21 protein-coding genes are annotated in these 24,256 nt (G+C 70.5%); 10 read left to right on the top strand and 11 right to left on the bottom strand.

What is annotated here, in order from left to right:
- Window positions 1-32: 32 nt before the first annotated feature.
- Together FHS23_RS14560 and FHS23_RS14555 are read right to left on the bottom strand one after the other, a co-directional pair.
- The gene (locus FHS23_RS14560; RefSeq protein ID WP_183654946.1) at window positions 33-773 is read right to left on the bottom strand and encodes an LON peptidase substrate-binding domain-containing protein; all 741 of its coding nucleotides are present in this window, start codon (window positions 771-773) and stop codon (window positions 33-35) included.
- Window positions 774-810: 37 nt separating this feature from the next.
- Entirely contained in the window at window positions 811-1,515 is a 705-nt protein-coding gene (locus tag FHS23_RS14555; RefSeq protein WP_221219614.1) for an NUDIX hydrolase, read from the bottom strand.
- Window positions 1,516-1,598: 83 nt separating this feature from the next.
- Between FHS23_RS14555 and nadA the strand changes: the two genes are divergently transcribed.
- From nadA to nadC, 3 genes are all read left to right on the top strand, one after another.
- Window positions 1,599-2,636: a quinolinate synthase NadA gene (gene nadA, locus FHS23_RS14550; RefSeq protein ID WP_183654940.1), complete on the top strand. Its 1,038-nt coding sequence runs from the start codon at window positions 1,599-1,601 to the stop codon at window positions 2,634-2,636.
- Complete coding sequence (locus FHS23_RS14545) at window positions 2,633-4,363, top strand: L-aspartate oxidase (RefSeq protein WP_183654937.1); 1,731 nt, start codon at window positions 2,633-2,635, stop codon at window positions 4,361-4,363. Before nadA ends, FHS23_RS14545 begins: the two co-directional genes overlap by 4 nt.
- Before the next feature lie 84 nt (window positions 4,364-4,447).
- Entirely contained in the window at window positions 4,448-5,332 is an 885-nt protein-coding gene (gene nadC / locus FHS23_RS14540; protein WP_343053942.1) for a carboxylating nicotinate-nucleotide diphosphorylase, read from the top strand.
- Between the two features lie 27 nt (window positions 5,333-5,359).
- On the opposite strand, the gene FHS23_RS14535 is transcribed toward nadC, so the two are convergent.
- Entirely contained in the window at window positions 5,360-6,163 is an 804-nt protein-coding gene (locus tag FHS23_RS14535) for a carbon-nitrogen hydrolase family protein (RefSeq protein WP_183654934.1), read from the bottom strand.
- A gap of 204 nt (window positions 6,164-6,367) precedes the next feature.
- Between FHS23_RS14535 and hisD the strand changes: the two genes are divergently transcribed.
- Genes hisD through FHS23_RS14515 form a run of 4 tightly spaced genes read left to right on the top strand, consistent with a single transcriptional unit; the run spans window position 6,368 to window position 9,560 of the window.
- A complete protein-coding gene (hisD, locus tag FHS23_RS14530) occupies window positions 6,368-7,693 on the top strand; it encodes a histidinol dehydrogenase (protein ID WP_183654931.1) in 1,326 nt (441 codons plus the stop codon).
- Window positions 7,690-8,805 (top strand): histidinol-phosphate transaminase, encoded by a 1,116-nt coding sequence (locus tag FHS23_RS14525; RefSeq protein WP_183654928.1) that lies wholly within the window; start codon window positions 7,690-7,692, stop codon window positions 8,803-8,805. The genes hisD and FHS23_RS14525 overlap by 4 nt, the downstream gene beginning before the upstream one ends.
- Window positions 8,802-9,401 (top strand): imidazoleglycerol-phosphate dehydratase HisB, encoded by a 600-nt coding sequence (gene hisB, locus FHS23_RS14520; RefSeq protein WP_183654925.1) that lies wholly within the window; start codon window positions 8,802-8,804, stop codon window positions 9,399-9,401. The genes FHS23_RS14525 and hisB overlap by 4 nt, the downstream gene beginning before the upstream one ends.
- Complete coding sequence (locus FHS23_RS14515; RefSeq protein WP_183654922.1) at window positions 9,402-9,560, top strand: hypothetical protein; 159 nt, start codon at window positions 9,402-9,404, stop codon at window positions 9,558-9,560.
- On the opposite strand, the gene FHS23_RS14510 is transcribed toward FHS23_RS14515, so the two are convergent.
- From FHS23_RS14510 to FHS23_RS14500, 3 genes are read right to left on the bottom strand one after another with little or no spacing between them, the layout of a single operon-like run.
- Window positions 9,561-10,364: an ABC transporter ATP-binding protein gene (locus FHS23_RS14510; RefSeq protein WP_425501120.1), complete on the bottom strand. Its 804-nt coding sequence runs from the start codon at window positions 10,362-10,364 to the stop codon at window positions 9,561-9,563. It lies immediately after the preceding gene.
- Window positions 10,361-11,473 carry a FecCD family ABC transporter permease gene (locus FHS23_RS14505; protein ID WP_183654919.1) on the bottom strand — a complete coding sequence of 371 codons (1,113 nt, stop codon included), beginning with the start codon at window positions 11,471-11,473 and terminating at the stop codon, window positions 10,361-10,363. Before FHS23_RS14505 ends, FHS23_RS14510 begins: the two co-directional genes overlap by 4 nt.
- Complete coding sequence (locus FHS23_RS14500) at window positions 11,473-12,507, bottom strand: ABC transporter substrate-binding protein (protein WP_183654917.1); 1,035 nt, start codon at window positions 12,505-12,507, stop codon at window positions 11,473-11,475. The genes FHS23_RS14505 and FHS23_RS14500 overlap by 1 nt, the downstream gene beginning before the upstream one ends.
- Before the next feature lie 573 nt (window positions 12,508-13,080).
- Here FHS23_RS14500 and gltB point away from each other — a divergent pair.
- Together gltB and FHS23_RS14490 are read left to right on the top strand one after the other, a co-directional pair.
- Window positions 13,081-17,652, top strand: a complete 4,572-nt coding sequence (gene gltB / locus FHS23_RS14495) for a glutamate synthase large subunit (RefSeq protein ID WP_183654914.1) — start codon at window positions 13,081-13,083, stop codon at window positions 17,650-17,652.
- A gap of 74 nt (window positions 17,653-17,726) precedes the next feature.
- Window positions 17,727-19,235, top strand: a complete 1,509-nt coding sequence (locus tag FHS23_RS14490; RefSeq protein WP_183654911.1) for a glutamate synthase small subunit — start codon at window positions 17,727-17,729, stop codon at window positions 19,233-19,235.
- 131 nt (window positions 19,236-19,366) lie between these two features.
- Here the strand turns inward: FHS23_RS14490 and FHS23_RS14485 are convergent, their stop codons facing one another.
- On the bottom strand, window positions 19,367-19,738 hold the full coding sequence (locus tag FHS23_RS14485; RefSeq protein WP_183654908.1) for a hypothetical protein: 372 nt from the start codon (window positions 19,736-19,738) through the stop codon (window positions 19,367-19,369).
- A 271-nt stretch (window positions 19,739-20,009) separates the two neighbouring features.
- Between FHS23_RS14485 and FHS23_RS14480 the strand changes: the two genes are divergently transcribed.
- The gene (locus FHS23_RS14480; RefSeq protein ID WP_183654905.1) at window positions 20,010-20,900 is read left to right on the top strand and encodes a trypsin-like serine peptidase; all 891 of its coding nucleotides are present in this window, start codon (window positions 20,010-20,012) and stop codon (window positions 20,898-20,900) included.
- Window positions 20,901-20,921: 21 nt separating this feature from the next.
- On the opposite strand, the gene FHS23_RS14475 is transcribed toward FHS23_RS14480, so the two are convergent.
- The 4 genes from FHS23_RS14475 to FHS23_RS14460 form a co-directional block, all read right to left on the bottom strand.
- Entirely contained in the window at window positions 20,922-21,941 is a 1,020-nt protein-coding gene (locus tag FHS23_RS14475) for a hypothetical protein (protein WP_183654902.1), read from the bottom strand.
- A gap of 3 nt (window positions 21,942-21,944) precedes the next feature.
- Entirely contained in the window at window positions 21,945-22,598 is a 654-nt protein-coding gene (locus tag FHS23_RS14470; protein WP_183654900.1) for a hypothetical protein, read from the bottom strand.
- A gap of 12 nt (window positions 22,599-22,610) precedes the next feature.
- Window positions 22,611-23,516: a hypothetical protein gene (locus FHS23_RS14465; RefSeq protein WP_183654897.1), complete on the bottom strand. Its 906-nt coding sequence runs from the start codon at window positions 23,514-23,516 to the stop codon at window positions 22,611-22,613.
- Window positions 23,517-23,900: 384 nt separating this feature from the next.
- A complete protein-coding gene (locus tag FHS23_RS14460; RefSeq protein ID WP_183654894.1) occupies window positions 23,901-24,230 on the bottom strand; it encodes a hypothetical protein in 330 nt (109 codons plus the stop codon).
- Between the last annotated feature and the right edge of the window lie 26 nt (window positions 24,231-24,256).

Below are 24,256 nucleotides of genomic sequence, written 5' to 3'. Positions count from 1 at the left end.
TCCGCGTGAGCGGACCGGTACCGGCGCGTGCGTCAGTTGAGGCTCACGGCCGCGCCCGCCCCGGTGCCGCCGTCCATGTCGGGCAGTGACGTCGGGACCGCGCGCAACAGCGACCGGAATCCGGCCTCCCGGTTGAGCAGCCGGCACACCTCCCGCAGGCGCGGAAGCGGGGCCCGCTGTTCGAGCAGCGCCTGGCGGTCGGTGAGCGGTAGCCGGCAGTCCGCGGCGAGCAGGTAGGACAGCGTGGCCGGATCGGTGTCGGACGGGGGCGTGCGCCTGCCCTCCTCCGGCCACGCGGCGTCGCAGTAGCGCCGGTGTGCGGCCCGCGCCAGGTCGCCCAACCGTGACGCGGCATCCTCCGCGGCCTCGTCGTCGTCCGATTCACCCGCGAGGGGAAGGTCGTCCAGTCGGCTCACCGTGCCGATGAGATACGGGGCGGACCGGGTGTCGATGTCGTGCAGCACGAATCTCCGGAGGCCCGTCGTGGTGAGGTCGTAGCGACCGTCGGGGAGTGGTTTCGCCTCCTCGAGTCGTGCGGCGCACCCGATGGTGTGGACGTGGTTGAGTTCGTCCACTTCGCGCAGCAGCGGGGAGCGCAGTGCCACGACGCCGAACGTCCGGTCGGGGACGGCGCCGGTGAGCAGGTCCGCGGTCAGCTGGCGGTAGCGCGGTTCGAAGACGTGCAGCGGCAGCGACGTGCCCGGCAGGAGGACGGTTTGCAACGGGAACAACGGCAGCGTCTCCCGCTGGACATCCGGTCTCGTGTCGGCCACGACCTCACGTTACGACGTCGCGCCGGACACCGCCCGTTCACGAGGTCCGAGCCCTGCCGGCCGAGGGTGGTTTGAAGGCGGCGAACGGATCGGTGACCTGCATGTCGTCGTGGACGAACGAGTACAGCGTGGCGGGTCTGCCCCCGCTCCGTCCGGACGGCGCCGTGTCACCGGTGTCGGTGAGCAGTCCGCGCCGGGAGAGGACGCGCTGCAGGTTGGTCGCGGAGACGCGGTAGCCGAGCGCGGCCGAGTAGTGGTCCCGGAGCACGGAGATCGGGAAGCGGCGGGGTACGAGCGCGAAGCCGAGGTTGGTGTAGCTGAGCTTCGCGCGGAGTCGGTCGCGGGCGCCGGTGACGATGTCGCGGTGATCGAACGCGGTGCGGGGCGGGTCCTCGACGGGGTGCCACGCGGTGTCTTCGGGGACTTCGGGGTCGACGTCGGAGGGCACGAGGCCGAGGAACGCCGTGGCCACCACGCGTGGTCCGGGCACGCGCCGTGGGTCGCTGAACACGGCGAGTTGTTCGACGTGCCGGAGCTGGCGGATGTCGACCTTCTCGGCGAGCTGGCGACGGATGGAGGTCTCGACGTCCTCGTCGGCGCGCAGCCTGCCGCCGGGGAGTGACCAACGTCCGAGGTGTGGATCGAGGGCTCGCCGCCACAGCAGGACCTGCAACGACGGCGGCCGATCGCTCCCTCGCGCACTGCGGACCTGGAGGACGGCGGCGAGAACCTCGTGTGCCAGCGGGTCGCGGCTGTTAATATGGGAGCGCACGGTTTTCGATTGTAAGGCGAAAACCCACGGAATGCACGGACCGGAGGCCCGACATGCCGACGCTCGACACGGCGATCAACGGCGACCCTGACACCGGAGCGGACCTGACGCCCTACGGCGGCGTGACCGCGGACGCGGCATGGGCGGAGGAGATCCGCTCCCTGGCGGAGCGGCGGGACGCCGTGCTGCTCGCGCACAACTACCAGCTGCCCGAGATTCAGGAGATCGCCGACCACACGGGCGACTCGCTGGCCCTCAGCCGCATCGCCGCCGAGAGCGATGCGTCGACGATCGTGTTCTGCGGCGTGCACTTCATGGCCGAGACGGCGAAGATGCTCTCGCCCGACAAGACCGTGCTGATCCCCGATGCGCGTGCCGGCTGTTCGCTCGCCGATTCGATCACCGGTGAGCAGCTGCGTGAGTGGAAGGCCGAGCACCCCGGCGCCGTCGTCGTCTCGTACGTCAACACCACCGCCGAGGTGAAGGCCGAGACCGACATCTGCTGCACCTCGTCGAACGCGGTCGACGTCGTGGCGTCGATCCCGGCCGACCGCGAGGTGCTGTTCTGCCCGGACCAGTTCCTCGGTGCGCACGTCAAGCGGGTGACCGGTCGCGAGAACCTGCACATCTGGGCGGGCGAATGCCACGTGCACGCCGGTATCAACGGTCCCGAGCTGGCCGAGCGGGCGGAGGAAGACCCCGGCGCCGACCTGTTCATCCACCCGGAGTGCGGCTGCGCGACATCGGCGCTGTATCTGGCGGGCGAGGGGGCTGTCGCCGAGGACCGCGTGAAGATCCTCTCGACCGGCGACATGCTCACCGCGGCGCGTGAGACGAAGGCGGAGTCGGTGCTGGTGGCCACCGAGGTCGGCATGCTGCACCAGCTCCGCAAGGCCGCGCCGGAGATCGACTTCCGCGCCGTCAACGACCGCGCGTCCTGTCGCTACATGAAGATGATCACCCCGGCGGCGCTGCTGCGGTCGCTGCGGGAGGGCGCCGACGAGGTGCGTGTGGCACCCGAGATCGCCGAACGGGGCCGCGCGTCGGTGCGGCGGATGATCGAGATCGGCACGCCGGGTGGCGGCGAATGAGCGACCCGGCGGCCGGCGCAGTTAACGACCGAGAGGCGAAAACCGGATTTCCCGGTCCACGGTGGGAGGCCGCCGCGGACGTCGTCGTCCTCGGCAGCGGCGCCGCAGGGTTGAGCGCCGCGGTGCGGCTCCGCGAGCGCGGCCTGCGCGTGCTCGTCGTCACCAAGGGCGCGATCGAGGACGGCAACACGCGCTGGGCACAGGGCGGGATCGCCGCGGTCCTGGACGGTGTCCCCGGCGTCGCCGGTGCCCCGGGCGACGGCCGTGACAGCGTGGCCGCGCATGCCGAAGACACGGAGACGGCAGGAGCCGGGCTCTGCGACCCGGAGGCCGTCGCGGAGATCGTCGCCGGGGGAGCGGAGGCCGTTGCCAGGCTCCGCCGCTTCGGCGCGGTGTTCGACCGATCCGAGCACGGACCGGGCTTGGCACGCACGCGGGAAGGCGGGCACAGCGCGCTGCGGGTGATCCACGCAGGCGGCGACGCGACCGGAGCCGAGGTGCAGCGCGCCCTCGTGGCGGCCGCGGCCGACGACGTCCCGGTACTGGAACGGCACGTGGCGGTCGACGCCGTACGCACGCCGGCGGGGCGGGTCGCAGGCGTGACGGTGCTCGACGACCGGGGCCGGGTGGGCATCGTCCACGCCCCCGCGTTGCTGCTCGCCACGGGTGGGCTCGGCCAGTTGTACGGCGCGACGTCGAACCCCGAACTCGCGACCGGTGACGGGGTGGCCCTCGCGCTGCGGGCCGGCGCCCCCGTGGCCGACCTGGAGTTCGTGCAGTTCCACCCGACGGTGCTGTACGCGTCCGGTGCGCGCGGCAGGCGCCCGCTCGTCACCGAGGCCGTCCGTGGGGAGGGCGCGGTACTCGTGGACGCCACCGGTGCGCGCGTGATGGCGGGCGTGCACCCGCTGGCAGACCTCGCGCCGCGGGACGTCGTGTCGGCGGCCGTGATCCGTCACCTCGCCGCCGCGCCGGGCGGTGTCGACGACCACGTGTTCCTGGACGCGACCGGCATCGACGGCTTCGCCGCACGGTTCCCCACCGTGCTGGCCGCGTGCGCTGCCACGGGGATCGACCCGGCGACGGAGCCGATCCCGGTGGCGCCCGCCGCGCACTTCGCATGCGGCGGGGTCGTCGCGGGCACCGACGGGCGTACCCCCGTCGCGGGCCTCTACGCCGTCGGCGAGGTGGCGCGCACCGGTCTGCACGGTGCGAACCGCCTCGCGTCGAACAGCCTTCTCGAAGGACTCGTCGTCGGCAGGCGCGCGGCCGACTCGGTTGCGGCCGACCTGGCCTCGTGCAGGCCGGTCCGCTCCGGGGACGGCGCCGCGGCCGGGACCGGCGCGTGGGAGGACGCCTCGTCGTTCGAGTCCGCGCCCCGGGACGACGTGCAGCGTGTGATGAGCCGGTACGCCGCGATCGGTCGTGACGCGGACGGCCTGGCCGTCGCCGGATCCGTCCTGGACCTGGCGACGGCGAGGAGAACCTGCGAATCCGGACCGCACGCAGCCGGGTGGACACGCGAGCGGGTCGAGGACGCCGCGCTGACGCTGGTGGCGCGGGCGCTCGTGGCCGCCGCGTCGGCGCGCACCGAATCGCGGGGTTGCCACGTCCGCACGGACTTCCCGGACCGGGACGACGTGTCCTGGCGGCGCAGTCGGACGATCCGGCTGGGCCCGTCCGGCCAGCCCGTGCTGGCCGAGGCGTCGGCCCTGGCGGCGGCGTGAACACGGCGACTCCAGCACGGCGACACCAACCACAGCGACACCAACCACAGCGACACCAACGATGCGGACAGGAGCGAGGGCGGCGTGAGTGAGGGTGACGTGGCCGAGGTGAGTGGGAACGGACCGGACGCCGAGGATCTGCGCCGGGTCGTGACAACGGCGCTGGCAGAGGACCTGCGGTACGGGCCGGATGCGACGACGGCGGCGACGGTCGGTGCCGACGTGACCGCGACGGCGGCGCTGACGCCGCGGGCGTCGGGCGTCGTGGCGGGCGTGCCCGCGGCGCTGGCGGTGTTCGACGAGGTCCTCGGCGACCGGTACGACGTCGAGTCGCGGCTGGCCGACGGCGCTCGCGCCGAGCCGGGCGAGCCGGTGCTGGTGGTGCGGGCAGCGGTGCGGGACCTGCTCACCGCGGAGCGGACGGCGCTGAATCTGGTGTGCCATCTGTCGGGCATCGCGACGGCGACCGCGGCGTGGGTGTCCGCTGTGGAGGGAACGGGATGCGCGATCCGCGACTCCCGCAAGACGTTGCCGGGGTTGCGGTTGCTGGAGAAGTACGCCGTCCGGTGCGGCGGCGGGGTCAACCACCGCATGGGGCTCGGAGACGCCGTACTCATCAAGGACAACCACGTCGTCGCGGCGGGATCGGTGACGGCTGCGCTGAGGCTGGCGAGGGAACGCGCCGCGGGCCTGCCGTGTGAGGTCGAGGTCGACGACATCGGCCAGCTAGTCGAGGCGCTCGACGCGGGCGCGGACGAGGTGCTGCTCGACAACTTCACGCCGGAGCGGTGCCGGGAGGCCGTGGCACTGCGCGACGAGCGCAGCCCGAAGACCCGACTGGAATCCTCGGGCGGGCTGCGCCTGGAGAACGCCCGCGCCTACGCCGAGTCCGGCGTGGACTATCTCGCCGTCGGTGCGCTCACCCATTCCTCGCCGGCGCTCGATGTCGGGATGGATCTGACCCGTTGACGGCGTCCGCCGACGGGGCGGGCACGGTCAACGGAGTTTGCGGTTGGCGAGCGCGCCGGTCGCCTTCCGGGAGGCCTCGGCGGCGGCCGGGTCGATGTCGGCGACGACGAGTTCCGGGGCCGCTCCCGCCCGCGCGTGTGCGGCGCCGAACGGGTCGGCGACCGTCGAGTACCCGACGCCCGTGGGGGCCTTGGGGTTCACCTCGACACCCGCCGCGGCCGGGTCGGCCTGTCCGCACGCGAGGATCCAGTTGCCCGAGTCGAGCGCGCGGGCGCGCGTGAGCAGGTCCCACTGCTCACGTTTGCCCTCGCCCGCACCCCAGGACGCGGGGACGGCCACCGCGTGCGTGCCGGCCTCCGCCAGTTGCTGGAACAGCGTGGGGAACCGCACGTCGTAGCAGGTCGCGACACCCAGTCGCACGCCGTCGACGTCCACGGTGACGAGCTGATCGCCGCCGGCGACCGTCGTCGACTCGTGGAATCCGAAGGCGTCGTACAGGTGGATCTTGTCGTAGCCCCGATGCTCGCCCGGACCGGTGATCAGCAGGGTGTTGCGCACCCGGTCGCCGTCAGGGGTGAACATGCCGGCCACGACGAGCACGCCGTGCTCCCGCGCGATCGCGGCCACTTCCGAGGCCCACGGCCCGTCGAGCGGCTGGGCCAACGGTGCGAGCTTCACGCCGAAGTGCGCCATCGTGGCCTCGGGGAACACCACGACGCGAGCCCCGCGCGCCGCGGCGCCGGCCGTCCACGTGCGCACGAGTTCGAGGTTCGCCGCCGGGTCCGCCGTCGACGTGACCTGGCACAGGGCGATTCGCAGCGCCGCCTCCATCAACCGGTCTCCTTCGCGTTCCGTGTCCGGGTCCGAGCGTGCACGGGTCAGCGTACGTGGGGGTGGCGGCGCGGTGGTCGCTCGAAGGCGTGCCTCGCCGCGGTGCGATGTCCGGGTCGCCGGGGCGGGCGGGACCCGGTGCACGGCCGCGGTGGGGCGGCGGCCCGTGCGCTGGTGGCGGTCCTCACCTCGTACCCTGGTGGCATGTTGAACCGCACCGACCTGCGAGGTCGCGTCCCCCGGCCTGCCGAGCTGCGCGCCACGTTGCCGCGCGCCGAGGTGAACGTGGACGCGGCACTGCATCAGGTGCGGCCGGTGGTCGAGGCGGTCCGTGACCGGGGCGTCGAGGCCGTGCTCGAGTACACGGAGAAGTTCGACGGGGTGCGCCCCGCGACGGTGCGCGTGCCGCAGGCCGCGCTCGACACGGCGCTGGCCGAGCTCGACCCGCAGGTCCGCGCGGCGCTGGACGAGGCGATCGTCCGTGCCCGCGCGGTGCACGCCGACCAGCGGCGTGGCGACGTGACGACACAGGTCGCCGACGGCGGCACCGTCACCGAACGCTGGCTGCCGGTCTCCCGTGTCGGCCTGTATGCGCCGGGTGGGCTGGCGGCCTACCCGTCGAGCGTCGTGATGAACGTGGTGCCCGCGCAGGAGGCGGGCGTCGGTTCGCTGGTGCTGTGCTCCCCGCCGCAGGCCGAGTTCGGTGGACTGCCCCACCCGACGACCCTGGCGGCCGCGGCGCTGCTCGGTGTCGACGAGGTGTGGGCGGTCGGCGGCGCCCAGGCCGTCGCCGTGCTGGCCCACGGTGCGGTCGACACGGACGGCTCCGAGCTCGACCCGGTCGACATGGTGACCGGGCCCGGCAACGTCTATCTCACGGCGGCCAAGCGCATGCTGCGCGGCATCGTCGGCATCGACTCGGAGGCCGGTCCGACGGAGATCGCGATCCTCGCCGACGAGACGGCCGACGCGGGTCACGTCGCGGCGGACCTGATCAGTCAGGCCGAGCACGACACGCTTGCCGCCAGCGTGCTGGTGACGACGTCGGCGCAGCTCGCCGACGCGGTCGATGCCGAGCTGGAACGCCGGGTCGCGAAGACGAAGCACACCGAGCGCGTCGACACGGCGTTGCGGGGCCCGCAGTCCGGAACCGTGTTGGTGTCCACTGTGGATGACGGGCTCAAGGTGGTCGACGCCTACGCGGCCGAGCACCTCGAGATCCAGACGGCGAACGCGCGCGAGGACGCCGCGCGGGTGCGCAACGCCGGCGCGGTGTTCGTCGGCCCGTACGCGCCGGTGTCGCTCGGCGACTACTGCGCCGGGTCGAACCACGTGCTGCCCACCGGCGGTTTCGCGCGGCACTCCTCGGGCCTGTCGGTGCAGACGTTCTTGCGAGGCATCCACGTGATCGACTACAGCGAGGCCGCGCTACGCGAGGTGGCGGGCAAGGTCGTCGCGCTGGCCGACGCCGAGGACCTGCCCGCGCACGGCGAGGCGGTGCAGGCACGATTCGAGGGAGACGCCCGGTGACGGCTCGGGATTCGCAGCAGTCCGACGACGTGACGCTCGACGATCTGCCGCTGCGGGAGGACCTGCGCGGCAAGAGTCCGTACGGCGCGCCCCAGCTGGACGTGCCGGTGCGGCTCAACACCAACGAGAACCCGTACCCTCCGCCGCCCGAGCTCGTCGACGACGTGACCGAGGCGGTGCGTGAGGTCGCGGCTCAGCTGCACCGCTATCCGGACCGGGACGCCGTGGCGCTGCGCGAGGACCTGGCGGCGTACTTGACGTCGTCGGTCGGGATCGAGGTCACCAGCAGGCACGTGTGGGCCGCCAACGGGTCCAACGAGGTGCTCCAGCAGATCCTGCAGGCGTTCGGCGGTCCCGGCCGCACCGCGCTCGGGTTCGAGCCGTCGTACTCGATGCACCCGATCATCTCGGCGGGCACGCGCACCGACTGGGTGCCCGCGCCGCGCCGCGGGGACTTCTCGCTGGACGCCGCCGAGGCCGCGCGGATCGTCGGCGACCGCAAGCCGGACGTCGTGTTCGTGACGAGTCCGAACAACCCAACCGGTGGTTCGATCCCGCTGGCCGAACTGGACGCCGTGCTGCAGGCCGCCCCTGGCATCGTCGTGGTCGACGAGGCCTACGCGGAGTTCTCCTCGCAGCCGAGCGCGTTGGAACTGCTGCCGCGGTACCCGTCGAAGCTGATCGTCTCGCGCACGATGAGCAAGGCGTTCGCGTTCGCGGGTGGGCGGCTCGGCTACCTGGCGGCCTCGCCCGCGGTGGTGGACGCGCTGCAGCTGGTGCGGTTGCCGTACCACCTCTCGCTGCTCACGCAGGCTGCCGCACGCGCCGCGCTGCGGCACGCGGACGCAACACTCGCTTCGGTGGCCACGCTCGCGTCCGAACGGGACCGCGTGGCGGATGCGTTGCGAGGACTGGGTTTCGAGCCCGTGTCGAGCGACGCCAACTTCATCCTGTTCGGACGGTTCGCCGACCCGTCGGCCACCTGGAAGTCCTATGTGGGCAAGGGTGTACTGATCCGTGACATCGGGATCGACGGGCACCTGCGGGTGACCATCGGCACCCCGGACGAGAACGACGCCTTCCTGGAGGCGAGCAAGGAGGTCGGCCGGTGAGCCGGACGGGCAAGGTCGAACGGACGACGAAGGAGTCGTCGATCCGGGTCGAAGTGGATCTCGACGGTACGGGACAGGTCGACGTGTCGACAGGTGTGCCGTTCTACGACCACATGCTGACTTCCTTCGGCGCGCACGGCTCGCTCGACCTGACGGTCGCCGCGACCGGTGACGTGCACATCGACGCGCACCACACCGTCGAGGACACCGCGATCGTGCTGGGGCAGGCGATCCGCCAGGCGCTCGGCGACAAGAAGGGCATCCGCCGCTTCGGCGACTGCTGGATCCCGATGGACGAGACGCTCGCGCACGCGGCGATCGACGTCTCCGGCCGGCCGTACTGCGTGCACACCGGCGAGCCGGAGGAGTTCAACACCTTCACGATCGGCGGCAACTACCCGTTCGTGCTGACCCGCCACGTGTTCGAGTCGCTGTCGTTCCACGCGCAGCTCGCGCTGCACGTCCGCGTGATCCACGGCAGGGACCCGCACCACATCGCGGAGGCCCAGTACAAGGCCGTGGCCCGGGCCCTGCGCGCCGCCACGGAGAACGACCCGCGCGCCGGGGGCGTGCCGTCCACGAAGGGTGTGCTGTAAGTGGATCAGCAGTGGGTCGGCGTGCTGTTGCTCGGCGTGGCCGGTTTCCTCCTCGGCGGCGTGTACAGCACGTGGCGAGGCGGTTCGCGCGTCCTGGCCGTCGCGTTCGGCCTCGCCGCGCTGGTGGCCGTCGGCGGTGCCGTCGCCTGGCTGGTCTGATCAGCCCGCGCCCGCGGTGCGCACGGGTACGACGACGGGATGGCCGTCGGCCGTGGTGAGCACCTCGACGTCGGCGGCGTAGTGCTCACGCAGTCGCTCGGTGGTGAGCACCCGTGACGGCGGACCCGCCGCGACGACACCGCCGCGATCGATGAGAACCAGTTCGTCGGCGTACTGCGCGGCGACCGTGAGGTCGTGCAGCGTCGTCACGACCGTCGTCTCGTCCTCCCTGCGCAGTTCGTCGAGGCGTTCGAGCAGCGTCTGCGCGTGGCCGATGTCCAGTCCGGTCGTCGGCTCGTCGAGCAGCAGCAGCGGTGTGCGCTGCACCAGCACGCGCGCCAGCACCGCCCGTTGCGCCTCGCCACCGGACAGGGTGCCCAGCCGCCGCCCGGCCAGTCCGGCCAGGTCGAGCCGTACGAGCGCATCCTCCACAATGGACAGGTCGGACGCCGATTCCCGAGCCAGCGTGCCGAGATGGGGCGCCCGGCCGAGCAGGACGTAGTCGGTGACGGTGAGCCGTTCCGGCAACGCCGGGTTCTGCGGCGCGTAACCGACGCGGCGGGCCAGCTCCTTGCGCGACAGTGTGTCGGTGGCCGTGCCGTCGAGCATCACCGTGCCCTGCCGCGGGACGAGGCCCGCGATGGCCTTGAGCACGGTGGACTTGCCCGCACCGTTCGGCCCGACGATGGCCAGCCACCGGCCGCGGCGGGCCTCCATCGACACGTGCCGCACGACGGGCTCGGCGCCGTATCCCGCGCTGACCTCGTGCAACGACAACGCGGTCGTGGTCGCGGCGCCGGTCACGACAGCCGCTCCCGATTCGTGCGCAGCACCAGCGCGAAGAACGGCGCACCGGCGAACGCGGTGACCACGCCGAGCGGCAGTTCGCCCGGCATGATCGTCCGGGCGACCAGGTCCGCGGCGATCACGAACGCGGCGCCGCCGAGGAGCGAGAGCGGCACGATCACGCGGTAACTCGCGCCCGCGAGGAGCCGCACCAGGTGCGGCACGACGATCCCGACGAACCCGATGAGCCCGCTCACCGACACGGCCGCGGCCGTGGCGAGGGAGGCCGCCGCCAGCACGACGAGGCGAATGCGCCCCGGCCGCACCCCCAGCGAGGCCGCCTCGGCGTCACCGAGCGTGAGCAGATCCAGCAGCCGCGCCGCCGCCACGAGGACGAGCGCGGCCAGCGCCACGTACGGCAGGACGAGCCACACGTCGGTCCAGCCGGTGATGTTCAGCCCGCCGAGTGTCCACGTGTAGACCTGTTTCAGCGTGTCGGTGTTGAGCTGCTGGACGAACGTCTGGATCGCGGTGAGGAACGCCGTCACGGCGACACCGGCCAGCAGCAGGCCTGCCGTGCCGGCGCCGCCCGTCGACCGGCCGAGCGCCCAGCTCAGGCCCACGCCCAGCAGTGCGCCCGCGAACGCCGCGAGTGGCAGCGGGCCCACGGGGCCGAGCGACCACGCCGTCACGGCGGGCGCGAACACCACGACCGCGGTGGCCGCCATGCCCGCACCCGCTCCCGCACCCAGCAGGTACGGATCGGCCAGCGGGTTCCGGAACACGCCCTGGAACGCGGCGCCCGCGCCCGCGAGCGCCGCCCCGACCAGCGCCGCCAGCAGCACCCGCGGCATTCGCAGCTGCCACACGACCGCGGCCTCGGACTCCGACAGCGGCGACACGCCACCCGTGAGCTGGGCCAGGATCTCCGCCAGCACCCGGCCACCGGCGAGCTCACCGGGCCCGATCAGGAGCCCGAGCAGCGCCACGCCCACGAGCACCACCACCGCGACGACCACCGCGAGCGGTGTCAGCCGCGTGGTGTGGGCCCGCGCTCGAGCCGGATGTTCGGCCGCGGTGGCCCGATGCGCGGACGCGGTGGCGCGCCGGGAACGGGTGCGCAGCATCAGGCCTCCGTGACCGCGTCGGCCACGACGCGCACGAACTCGACCAGCCGCGGGCTCCAGCGGGAGGCGATGTCGTCGTCCAGCGGGTACACCCGACCCTTCTCGACGGCGGTCATCGTGTTCCAGCCCGGCCGCTTCGCCACCGTGTCGGCGTTCTGCCCGCAGCACTTCGTGTCGGCGAGGAACACGAGGTCCGGGTCCGCCTCGACGATCTTCTCCGCCGACAGCTGCGGGTAGCCGCCCATCGCGTTCGGATCGCCCTGGTCGGCGATGTTGCGCAGGCCGAACAGGTCGTACACCTCGCCGAGGAACGTCGCCGACGTGATCGTGTAGTAGGTCGGGTCGACCTCGTGGTAATAGCTCAGGTCCTTGTCCGGGGCGGAGTCGGCGAGGTCGGTGATCGCCTGTTCGGTCTCGCGGGCGAGCCGCCTTCCCTCGTCCGCGTGCCCGGTGGCCTTGCCGACGAGCGCGAACTGCGCGTAGGCGTCCTGCAGCGTCTTCGGGGCGGGCAGCACCAGCGTGGGGACGCCGGTCTTCTTCAGTGCGGAGGCGAGCTTGCCCTCGGCGTCGGAGCCGACGACCACCAGATCGGGATCGTGGCTCGCGATCTGCTGCGGGTCCGGGTCGATGCCGGACATCTCGGTGCGCGGCGCCTCCGACGGATGGGTCGACATCTCGTCGACGGCGACGACCTGCTCTCCCGCACCGACCTCGTACAGCGTCTCGGTGACCGACGGGATGAGGGAGACGATGCGCTGCGGCTGTTCGTCCAGGGTGACGGCGGGAGCGCCCGCGGGTTCGACCGTCACCGGGAAGCCGGTGCCCGCCTCACCGCCGCCGCTGTCGTCGGCCCGCTGGGCGCAGCCCGCGAGGGCGAGCACACCGAGCAGGGGTAGCAGTGCCAGTAGCCGGACGAGCCTGCGGTGCCCGGACTGTCCGGTGGCGTGCGCGTCGTGGGCACGGGGTTCCGGTCTGGGCGGCGCTGCGGGTCCGCGCAGGCGCGCGCCGGATCGGGGAGTCGGCTGGTGAGCCATCGGGGGCCTCGGGTGTTCAGGTCGGCCGGCGGAGGCGTGCGGCGGCCGCGTGGGGCGGCGGCCCGCGCCGGTGCGGAACCCGCGGGGAGTCCTCGAGCGCCCGAGGCGGCGGTTGAGGGCCGTCCCTGACGCCGCACCTCTGCGCCGGAGGTGGGCAAGGCGTCGACACGGGCGAAGGCGACCTGACTCGTCCCACCGGAACGGGAGAACACCAGCTCATCCCGCTTCGGTCGGCATCACAGTTGCGGCACAGCGCCGGATTCGCACCGGACTTCGCTACCGCCCGCGTCGAGACGACGTTACCAGCCCCGCGTCCGCGTTCCCTGTGGATGTCGGATTCGTACGACGTACACTCGGGGTGAAGAATGCTCGTCGGCGAGCTCTTGCCGCGACCCACCGGCTCATCAGAAACTGAGTCGTCCGGGGTCGTCGGATCGTTACGGTTCGAGCGGAAAAACGGCCGCTGATCCGGCGCCGGGACGTTTCCCGGGTGTTAAAGTCGCGATAACAAGCGGGCCATCGTCGTCCCGTGCCCCGAGAAACCGAGCACGAAGACGACGCAGGAGGTCTGAGTTGATCTTCTCCGCGATTCCGTCACAGCAGGGCCTGTACGACCCTGCGACGGAACAGGATTCCTGCGGGGTCGCCATGGTGTCCCACATCCGTGGCGTCCGCTCCCACAGCATCGTCAGCGACGGCCTGACCGCGTTGACGAACCTCGACCACCGCGGTGCTGCGGGGGCCGAACCGACCAGCGGCGACGGGGCCGGAATCCTGGTGCAACTGCCCGACGAGCTGTTGCGCGCGGAGGCCGATTTCGACCTGCCCGATCCGGACGCCTTCGGTGCCCACCACTACGCCGCGGGCATGGCCTTCCTGCCTGCCGACGCAGACCTGCGGCGTGAGGCCGTCGCGATCGTCGAGCGCATCGCGGCCGAGGAAGGACTCCGCATCGCGGGCTGGCGGGACGTGCCGACCGACGTCGACGCCGCCGACGTCGGTCCGACCGCGCGCTCGGTCATGCCGCACTTCGCCTACCTGCACGTCACCGGCGAGCCGGACGCCGACGGCGAACTCCCGTCGGGCATCGACCTCGACCGGTTGGCGTTCTGCCTGCGCAAGCGGGTCGAACACGAGACTGTCGACGCCGGGTGCGGGGTGTACTTCCCGTCGCTGTCGGCGCGCACGTTCGTCTACAAGGGCATGCTCACGCCCGCGCAGCTGCCGTTGTTCTTCCCCGAACTGCGGGACGAGCGGACGGTCAGCGCGATCGCCCTGGTGCACTCGCGGTTCTCGACGAACACGTTCCCGTCGTGGCCGCTGGCGCACCCGTTCCGGTTCGTCGCACACAACGGCGAGATCAACACGGTGCGCGGCAACCGCAACCGCATGCGCGCCCGTGAGGCGCTGCTGGAGAGCGACCTCATCCCCGGCGACCTCTCGCGGCTGTACCCGGTGTGCACGGAGGACGCATCCGACTCGGCCTCGTTCGACGAGGTGTTGGAACTGTTGCACCTGGGCGGGCGCAGTCTGCCGCACGCGGTGCTGATGATGGTGCCGGAGGCGTGGGAGAACCACGCCGCGATGGACGAGCAGCGCCGCGCCTTCTACCGCTTCCACGCGAGCCTGATGGAGCCGTGGGACGGACCGGCGTGCGTCACGTTCACCGACGGCACCGTCGTCGGTGGCGTGCTCGACCGCAACGGTCTCCGACCCGGGCGCTGGTGGCGTACCGCAGACGACCGGGTTGTGCTCGCCAGCGAGTCGGGCGTGCTCGACATCGAGCCCGCCGACGTCGTCGCCAAGGGCAGGCTCAAGCCCGGCCGCATGTTCCTGGTGGACACCGCCGCGGGGCGGATCGTCAGCGACGTGGAGATCAAGGACGGCCTCGCGGGCGGGGCGCCCTACGCCGAGTGGTTGCACGCGGGCCTGTTGTCGCTGGCGGAACTACCGGACCGCGATCACATCACGCAGACGCACGAGTCGGTGCTGCGCAGGCAGTTGTCCTTCGGTTACACCGAGGAGGAGCTGAAGATCCTGCTCGGCCCGATGGCGTCGGGCGGCGCCGAGCCGCTGGGGTCGATGGGCACCGACACCCCGACCGCGATGACGTCGCAGCGCTCGCGGCTGCTCTACGACTACTTCAAGCAGAGCTTCGCGCAGGTGACCAACCCGCCGCTGGATGCGATCCGCGAGGAGATGGTCACCTCGATGAGCCGGATCATGGGCCCGGAGCGGAACCTTCTGGATCCCGGTCCGGCCTCGTGCCGGCACATCGAACTGCCGCAGCCGGTGATCGACAACGACGAGCTGGCCAAGCTCATCCACGTCGACAACGACGGCGACCTTCCCGGCTTCGCCTGTGCGGTGCTGTCGGGCCTGTACGACGTCGAGGGCGGCGGTCCGGCGCTGGCCGAGGCGATCGAGCGGGTGCGCAGGGAGGCGTCGGAGGCGATCGTCGCCGGTGCGCGCACGCTCGTGCTCTCCGACCGCGATTCGGACCACCGCATGGCGCCGATCCCGTCGCTGCTGCTGGTGTCGGCGGTGCACCACCACCTGGTGCGTACGAAGGAGCGGCTGAAGGTCGCATTGGTCGTCGAGTCCGGCGACGCCCGCGAGGTGCACCACATCGCGCTGCTGCTCGGCTACGGCGCGGCGGCGGTGAACCCGTATCTGGCGTTCGAGACGATCGAGGACATGATCGCCCAGGGCGCGATCACGGGGATCGAGCCGGCGAAGGCCGTGCGCAACTACGTGACCGCGCTGGTCAAGGGCGTCCTGAAGATCATGTCGAAGATGGGCATCTCGACGGTCGGCGCCTACACCGCCGCGCAGGTGTTCGAGGCGCTGGGCCTGTCGCAGGACTTGCTGGACGAGTACTTCACCGGAACATCGTCGAAGCTCGGCGGCGTCGGCCTGGACGTGATGGCCGAGGAGGTCGCGATCCGGCACCGGCGGGCGTACCCGGACAACCCGACCGAGCGGGCGCACCGCGGTCTGGAGTCCGGTGGCGAGTACGCCTACCGGCGCGACGGCGAGCTTCACCTGTTCACGCCGGAGACCGTGTTCCTGTTGCAGCACGCCAGCAAGACGCGCAGGGAGGAGGCGTACCGCGCCTACACGGCGAACGTCGACGAGCTCAACCGTGCAGGCGGCGCCGTACGGGGCATGTTCCGGTTCCGCACGGAGGGCCGCACGCCGGTGCCGATCGACGAGGTCGAGTCCGTCGAGTCGATCTGCAAGCGGTTCAACACCGGCGCCATGTCGTACGGGTCGATCTCGGCCGAGGCGCACGAGACCCTCGCGATCGCGATGAACCGGATCGGCGGCCGGTCGAACACGGGCGAGGGCGGCGAGGACGCCGAACGGCTGTACGACCCGGAGCGGCGCAGCGCGATCAAGCAGGTCGCGAGTGGACGGTTCGGTGTGACGAGCGAGTACCTCGTGGGCGCCGACGACATTCAGATCAAGATGGCGCAGGGGGCCAAGCCCGGCGAGGGCGGCCAGCTGCCGCCGAACAAGGTGTACCCGTGGATCGGCCGTACGCGGCATTCGACGCCGGGTGTCGGGCTCATCTCCCCGCCGCCGCACCACGACATCTACTCGATCGAGGATCTGGCACAGCTGATTCACGACCTGAAGAACGCCAACGACCGGGCCCGGGTACACGTCAAGTTGGTCAGTTCGCTCGGTGTCGGCACGGTCGTCGCGGGTGTGTCGAAGGCGCACGCCGACGTCGTGCTGATCTCGGGCCACGACGGCGGCACCGGTGCCTCGCCGCTGAACTCGCTCAAGCACGCGGGCACGCCGTGGGAGATCGGCCTGGCCGAGACGCAGCAGACGTTGATGCTCAACGGTCTGCGCGATCGCATCACCGTGCAGGTGGACGGCGCGATGAAGACCGGCAGGGACGTGGTCGTCGCCGCGCTGCTCGGTGCCGAGGAGTACGGCTTCGCCACGGCGCCGCTGATCGTCGCGGGCTGCATCATGATGCGCGTCTGCCATCTGGACACCTGTCCGGTCGGTGTCGCCACGCAGAACCCGGACCTGCGCAAGCGCTACACCGGGCAGGCCGAGCACGTGGTGAACTACTTCCGGTTCGTGGCCCAGGAGGTGCGTGAACTGCTCGCCGAGCTCGGGTTCCGGTCGCTCGACGAGGCGATCGGCCGCGTCGACGCGCTCGGCGCCGAGGAGGCGATCGAGCACTGGAAGGCCGACGGGCTCGATCTGGCGCCGATCTTCGCGATGCCGGAGGAGACGCCGTACGGCGGCGCGCGGCGCAAGCTGCGCGAGCAGGACCACGGCTTGGAGCACGCGCTGGACCACACGTTGATCCAGCTGGCCGAGGCGGCGCTCGAGGACGCGCATCCGTTGCGGCTCGAGCTGCCGGTGCGCAACGTCAACCGTACGGTCGGCACGCTGCTCGGCGCGGAGATCACGCGCCGCTACGGCAGTGCGGGCCTGCCGGACGACACGATCCGCGTGGCGCTGACGGGGTCGGCGGGCCAGTCGTTCGGCGCGTTCCTGCCGCCGGGTGTGACGCTGGAATTGACCGGCGATGCGAACGACTACGTCGGCAAGGGCCTGTCGGGCGGGCGGATCGTCGTGCGGCCGCACGCGGACGTGGCGTTCTCCGCCGAGGGTCAGGTGATCGCGGGCAACACGATCGCCTACGGCGCCACGGGCGGCGAGGTCTTCCTCAGCGGTCAGGTCGGCGAACGGTTCGGTGTCCGCAACTCGGGAGCGCTGATCGTGGCCGAGGGCGTCGGTGATCACGCCTTCGAGTACATGACGGGCGGCCGGGCCGTGGTGCTGGGCGCGTCGGGCCGGAACCTGGCCGCGGGCATGTCCGGCGGCGAGGCCTACGTGCTGGAGTTGGACCGCAGCAAGGTCAACCCGGGCATGGTCGAGCTCGAGGAGCCGAGTGCCGACGACTTGGAGTGGTTGCACGATGTCGTCGCCCGGCACGCGGAGCTGACGGGGTCGGCGGTGGCGACGTCGCTGCTCGGCGACTGGCCGCGACGGTCGGCGGCGTTCACCAAGGTGATGCCGCGCGACTACAAGCGGGTGCTGGAGGCGACCGAGGCGGCGCGCGCCGAGGGTCGCGATGTGAACGAGGCGATCATGGAGGCGGCCCGTGGCTGACAATCGCGGAGCTTGCGGAGCAGCCGCCACGGCCACCGACCGGGTGCGGTCCCGCAAGACACTGGAGGCGGCCCGTGGCTGATCCGACGGGTTTCATGAAGCACGAGCGCTCCGAGCCGCCGAAGCGCCCGAAGACCGAGCGCATGCAGGACTGGCGGGAGGTCTACGCGGACCAGGGCCAGGAGGCGCGCAACGAGGCGGTGCGTACGCAGGCGAGCCGCTGCATGGACTGCGGGATTCCGTTCTGTCACAACGAGCGGTCGGGGTGCCCGTTGGGGAACCTGATCCCGGAGTGGAACGACCTGGTGAGCCGCGGCGAGTGGTTCGCCGCGAGTGAGCGGCTGCACGCGACGAACAATTTCCCGGAGTTCACGGGGAAGTTGTGTCCGGCGCCGTGTGAGGCGGGGTGCACGCTGTCGATCTCGCCGTTGTCGGGCGGTCCGGTGGCGATCAAGCGGGTCGAGGAGACGATTTCCGCGCAGGCGTGGGAATCCGGTTATGTCGAGGAGATCACCCCGGAGGTGGCGACGGGTAGGCATGTCGCGGTCGTCGGGTCGGGGCCCGCGGGTTTGGCGGCGGCGCAGCAGCTGACGCGTGCGGGACACGAGGTGACGGTGTTCGAGCGTGACGACCGGCTGGGTGGGCTGCTGCGGTACGGCATTCCCGAGTTCAAGATGGAGAAGAAGGTCCTGGATCGTCGGCTGTCGCAGCTGCACGGCGAGGGCACGACGTTCGTCACCGGCTGCGAGGTCGGGGTGGACATCACCGTCGAGGAACTGGGGGAGCGCTACGACGCGGTGGTGCTGGCCGTCGGCGCGCTGCGGGGCCGGGACGACACGGGGACGCCGGGGCGTGAGCTGGACGGCGTGCACCTCGCGATGGAACACCTGGTTCCGGCGAACCGGTCGTGTGAGGGTGACGGCCCGTCGGAGATCACGGCCGAGGGCAAGCACGTGCTGATCATCGGTGGCGGTGACACGGGCGCGGACTGTTACGGCACGGCGATCCGTCAGGGCGCGCTGTCGGTGACGCAGCTCGACCAGTATCCGGAGCCGCCGCACACGAGGGACGACGAGCGGTCGCCGTGGCCGACGTGGCCGTACATCCTGCGCACCTACCCGGTGCAGGAGGAAGCGGGGGAGCGGCTGTTCGCCGTCGCGGTGAAGCGGTTCGTCGGTGACGAGGACGGCAGGGTGCGGGCGGCCGAGCTGCACACGGTGCGCGTGGAGAAGGACCCGGAGACGGGACGCCGCGAGGTCGTGCCGACCAGCGACGAGGTGCAGGAGCTGCCTGCCGACCTGGTGTTGCTGGCGATCGGTTTCGAGGGTGTCGAGCATATGCGGCTGATCGACGACCTGGGGCTGTCGTTGAACGGGCGCGGCACTGTGTCGTGCGGCGCGGACTGGCAGACCGATGCGCCGGGTGTGTTCGTGTGCGGTGATGCCCACCGCGGCGCGTCGTTGGTGGTGTGGGCGATCGCCGAGGGGCGGTCGGTGGCCGCGTCGGTGGACGCTTACCTGATGGGCGATTCGGAGCTGCCGTCCCCGGTGCATCCCACGGCGCTCCCGTTGGCGGTCGTCTGATGTAGACGTCCGATGTGGACATACCGGAGCCGCGGTGCGTGGTCGCGGCGCTGTTCCGGGTGGGACGAACTCGACGCACGGGGCCGGATGGCGGCGGGTAGGCCGGGTGGCGCATTCGACGCGGGACGGGGTCATCCGGGTTGTCGATGCGCGCGGATCCGGTCGCGTCGACCTGCCAGGTACGGCTCGATGTCGTGCACCGGGACCAGTGCCACCTCGTCAGGGTCGATGTGGCGGGCGGCGATGACGATCGCGGGGTGACGATCCGGTTCCCGGGCGGCGTACCAGCGATGGCCGGTGCCCCAGCGACGGAAGGTTCGTGGTTGCCCGTCGAACTTGATCTCGACCAGATCTTCGGCGGACGTGCCACCGGTGCGGCGCCGGTGGGCGAGCACGGTCTCGCGATCGACCGGCCCAGTGGCGCCGCGGTCGCCGAGGGTCCGCTCGAACCGGAGGTCCCGGACCAGGCGGTCCGCTGGGTCGCACGTGCTGACGACGTGCAACCAGGGGCTGTCTCGAGACCCTGTCGAGCGAGCTGCCCCAGAGCGGCGGCTGACACCGATTCGTCCGCCTGCACGGTGGGGGTTACTCCGAACAGACGCCCAGGGGAGCCCGGACGGCCGCCGAGCACCTGGGTTACTCGGCGGTACAAAACGGTTGTTGCCCACGTCACTCTTGCGGGGTTCTGTGAATCTCCGACGAGGAGGCGTGATCGTGCGGTTGCGTTGGGCGCAAGGAGTGCGAAGAGTCGCCGCCGTGGTGGCGGGAGCGGCGATGGTGACATCGGCGGCGGTGATACCGGCAGCCGCCGCACCGCAGACACCGGATGCGTCCGGTGACGTCGCGGTGAATCGGATGGACGCCGATGCCGCGGACTGGACTCCGCAGCGGATGCGGTCGGCCATGCCGCTGGACAAGGTGCTCTCGGTGTCCACGGGACTCGTCAGTGAGGTTCTCGGCTCGTTGCCGGGCCTGCTTCCCGGCGCCACGTCCACGGGCGACGAGTGGACCGGCGGAGGCGCGGTCACGAAGACGGCCGGCCGAGTGTTCTTCAAGATGGACGGGCAGGACGCGTCGTGCAGCGGCAACGTCGTGGAGAGCGGTAACGGCAGCGTGGTCGTCACCGCGGGCCACTGCGTGAAGTACCAGGGCACGTGGCACACCGACTGGGTGTTCGTCCCCGGCTACGACAACGGTGCGGCGCCGCACGGGGAGTGGGCCGCCGAGCAGACGATGACCACGCCGCAGTGGGAAGCCGACGAGGACATGAACCACGACGTCGGCATGGCCGTGGTCGAGGAGAAGGGCGGCAGGACCGTGGCCGACACGGTCGGCACGCAGCAGATCGCCTTCAACGGTGAGCGCGGCCAGGAAATGTACTCGTTCGGGTACCCGGCGGCCGAGCCGTACGACGGCAGCACGCTGACCTACTGCAACGGCGGCACGTTCACCGATCCGCTGCTGACCGACGACCACGGCATGAACTGCGACATGACCGGCGGTTCCAGTGGTGGTCCGTGGTTCAGCTCCTTCGACCCCGAGACGGGCACGGGCGTGCAGGAGTCGGTGAACAGCTTCGGCTACACGTTCCTGCCGAACGTGATGTTCGGTCCCTACTTCGGTGACGAGGCGAAGACGCTCTACGAGAAGGCGTCGGCGGCGTAACCGAAGCGCCCGACACCGGGCTCACAGCCCGTCGTCGGTGGTGGCTGCGCGGTCTTCGAGGTCGCGTCCACCACCGGCGACGGCGCGGGCGACGGTGTCGTAGGCGTCCTCGTACGGGGCGAGATTGGCCTTGCGGCCGCGGTGCGCGCGCGTCAGGCCGAGGACACCGACGACGACGAGGACGGCGAGTACTGTCCAGATCGCGAGGATTGTCGTGGCGTCCGTTCCCGAATCGCCCAGCGCAGACGCCGTGGTGGGAACGACCACGACCAGCGCGAGGAACGGGACAGTGAACAACGCCGCCCACCGGTTCGCGCGTTGGCTGTCCTTCTTGTATCGGGCTGCTGCGGCGTTGTACGCCGACCGGGACAGGGGATTGACGCCGAAGCGCCGCTCGGCTTCTACAGCCGCATCGTGGGCGGCCGGGTGGCGGCGCAGCTCCTCGACGCCGGGGCCTTTGACGAAGTAGTGATCGTTGATGGTGACCGTCTCCGAACCCGTCCGTGCAGCAAGGAATCCGGTCCTGCCGTCACGTCTGTCGGGGCGCACGTACGCCCAGCCGTGTGTCTCGGCGAGCTGGACGAGTTCCTTGTGGCTCGAAGGCTCGAAGTCGCCGAGGTCGACCCGGGCGGTGCCGCTACTGTCCGGTGTGAGTGTGGCGAGCTGTGCGAGAAATGCGGAATGTGTCGGCGTGGCCGATTGCTGCGAAGTGCCGGTGGTCGACACAGGTGTGGCGTGCGGCGCGGCCCCGTGAAGCTTCCGCTGGAAGGTGAGTCTGCGCCCGCGATATCCGGTCCACCGGTAGCCGTGCGCGTCGGCGAGTTCCCGGACCGCGTCGTCGCGCACGCCGATGCGGTGGCCGCGCGAGATGTACGTGGTCCCGGCGCCGGTCTCGTTCTTCCGGAGCTCGTCGAGGACTTGCCGCTTGCGATTCTCGATCGGGATCCGTAGCTGTTGCACAACGGACAACCCAATGCCGACGACGACCAGCAGGCCGAGCAGCCCCAGAATCCCATAGAAGATCAATAGTCCGGTACTCATTCATCACCCCAACACTGCTGAGATTTTGCCGGATTCACCAGATTCGGACGCTCTGATCGTTTTGCAGATCTCGGCCATCATGTTCACGTAGTCGTCCCAGTCGTCGATTGACTCGGTGCTGAGGCCGAACATGGCCACCTGTCCGCGGTCGACCATCGGGTAGATGACTTGTAACTGGCGTACGCGGTGATCGTTCGGATTCGGCGCTCCCATGAGATCGAGGCCGAGTCGGAACGTAGCTTCTTCGATCACGGCGATGCATCGTCCGACTTCCAGGTCGACGTATCGAGCCTCGGTGTTCGGGCGCTTGTCGATCGCCGACAGTAACTGAGGTAGGGGATCTCGCTGCCTGATCGGAGCATCTCTCACGGTCACAGTGAACTGTGCTGTCGACAGCATTAAAGGATCACCAGCAGACCGGGTGATGAGTGCAGCCGCGTAAAGAACGCCTTCAGCGACCATGCGCTCCACCAAGGCCTCCTGCGCCGCTATGAGATGGAGCTGCCGGCCCGTCGGCAGGCCCGGAGCGTACTGCTTCATCCGCACGTAAAGCGCGTCCGCGCGGGTGGCCGGATCGGAATGGAGATCGATCTCGCGGAACTCGTCTGGCAGCGAGAAGGTGAGGGGGAACGTAGCAGCTGGGTTCGACTCAGTCATCAGTTCGGCCCCTTAACCGACTGCGGCGGCGAAACCACGCAGGGACCGGCCGATGTCGAACCCGCCATGGACGGCCTCTCCGTAGCTGCCCACGCCCTGTACGGAGTTGAGCCCAGCGGAGGCTGCACCTGCTGCGTTCTTGACATCGCCGGTTGTGCCGTTGCCAACAACCCAATCGGCAGCCGTGGGGCCTTGGAGTGCGACGTTGACGCCGCCTTGCATGCTTTTCGCAAGCACATCGGCACTGCCGCCGAACGTATCGGCGGCATTCTGGCCCAACCACTTGAACGCGGATGCTGCGTCTCCGCCTGTCCGGGCGGCTTCGGCGGCGAAATCGCTGAAGCCGGATGCGGCGGCGGGCATCAGGCCGTCGACGGTCCGCAGCGAGGTCGTCGCGGCGTCAACGCCTCTACTGATGGCGCCGACACCAGGGATGAGGCCGAGTGCATCTCCACCGACGCTGATCCACGCGTTGAGGCTGCCAGCTTTGCCGTTGGCGACGATGTCCCCGGCATGGGCGGCGAGAGCGGCCCCGCCTGAGACGATGGCGATAGGCGCCATTACGGGTGTCAGAACCGGTATGAACGCCAGCGCGCCGGCGACAGCGGAAATCATTCCGGCGACATCGCCGATCTGTTCCAGGTGGTCCATCACCCAGTCGCCTGCGCCGATCAGCGCATCGCCGATCGACTCGAAGAAGCCCTTGTCCGGAGCGAGTTCAGCTGCCCGGTTCAGTTGCTCAGCACACGCGGCGCCGTTTTGGTGCCACGTCTCCATCAGCTGTTGGGCCTGTCGTCGGATGTTGTCGACCTTGTCCCACGCCGCACCCGCCGCGCGGTTCGCCGTCGACGCAGCTTCCGCCTTTTCGTTCAGCTGATTCTGGGCTGTCTGGGCCGACCCAGGACTGCCGTCGTGCATCACCGGTGTGTTGGCGGCGGCGTTGGCCTCGGTCGCCGCGGCGTCGGCCTGCTTCGCCTCTTTGATCGCCTCTGAGGCGGCCTTCTCCAGGTGTGAGGCCTTCTTCTGGTGCTGTTCGAGCTGATCGGCCCACGTATCGAGCGCTACCGGCCTTCTTCAGCGACGAATGGGCGTTGTCGAGGTATTCCGGCAGGTCACCGAGCTTGCCGGCAAACGCCTGTGACGCCGGCCCCTTCCACGCATCTTCCTTGTCCTGCACGGACTTGATGACTTCGTGGGCCTCGCCCGCGTAGGTCGCGGTGTCCGACATCTGTGTGGCGAGGTCACGGACCGTCGCAACATTGCCGCGGGCGGGGTCGAAGCCCAGCGAAGGGTACTTCTCGCTCATTGCTGACCCACCTCTGCGGCTGCGAGGTCGCCTTCCATCTTCTTCAGACTTTCCTTGAGCTGATTCTCGGCCTCGGCGTAGCTGTTCTTGGCCTTGTCGACACCGTCCCGGATGTCCCCAATCGCCTCTCTCAACTTCTCCAAGCCTTCTTCCCAGTCGTCGCGGAAGTCGGCGCACGCCTCGTCCAGAACGTCGGGCCCGATCGTGTCCGGGCCGAGGTTGGCAAGGCGCTTCGTGGCCTTGTCGACGTTCTCGGCGGTGCGGTCGAGGTTCTTGTTCAGCGCGTCGAGTCCGCCCAAGTCGACCTTGAAGTCCGGCTCTGCCATGATCCTCCCCAATCACGGTATGTAAC

The sequence above is a fragment of the Prauserella isguenensis genome, assembly GCF_014191605.1.
GTDB classification, from domain to species: Bacteria; Actinomycetota; Actinomycetes; order Mycobacteriales; family Pseudonocardiaceae; genus Prauserella; species Prauserella isguenensis.
This window is presented reverse-complemented; position numbering and strand designations above follow the sequence as displayed.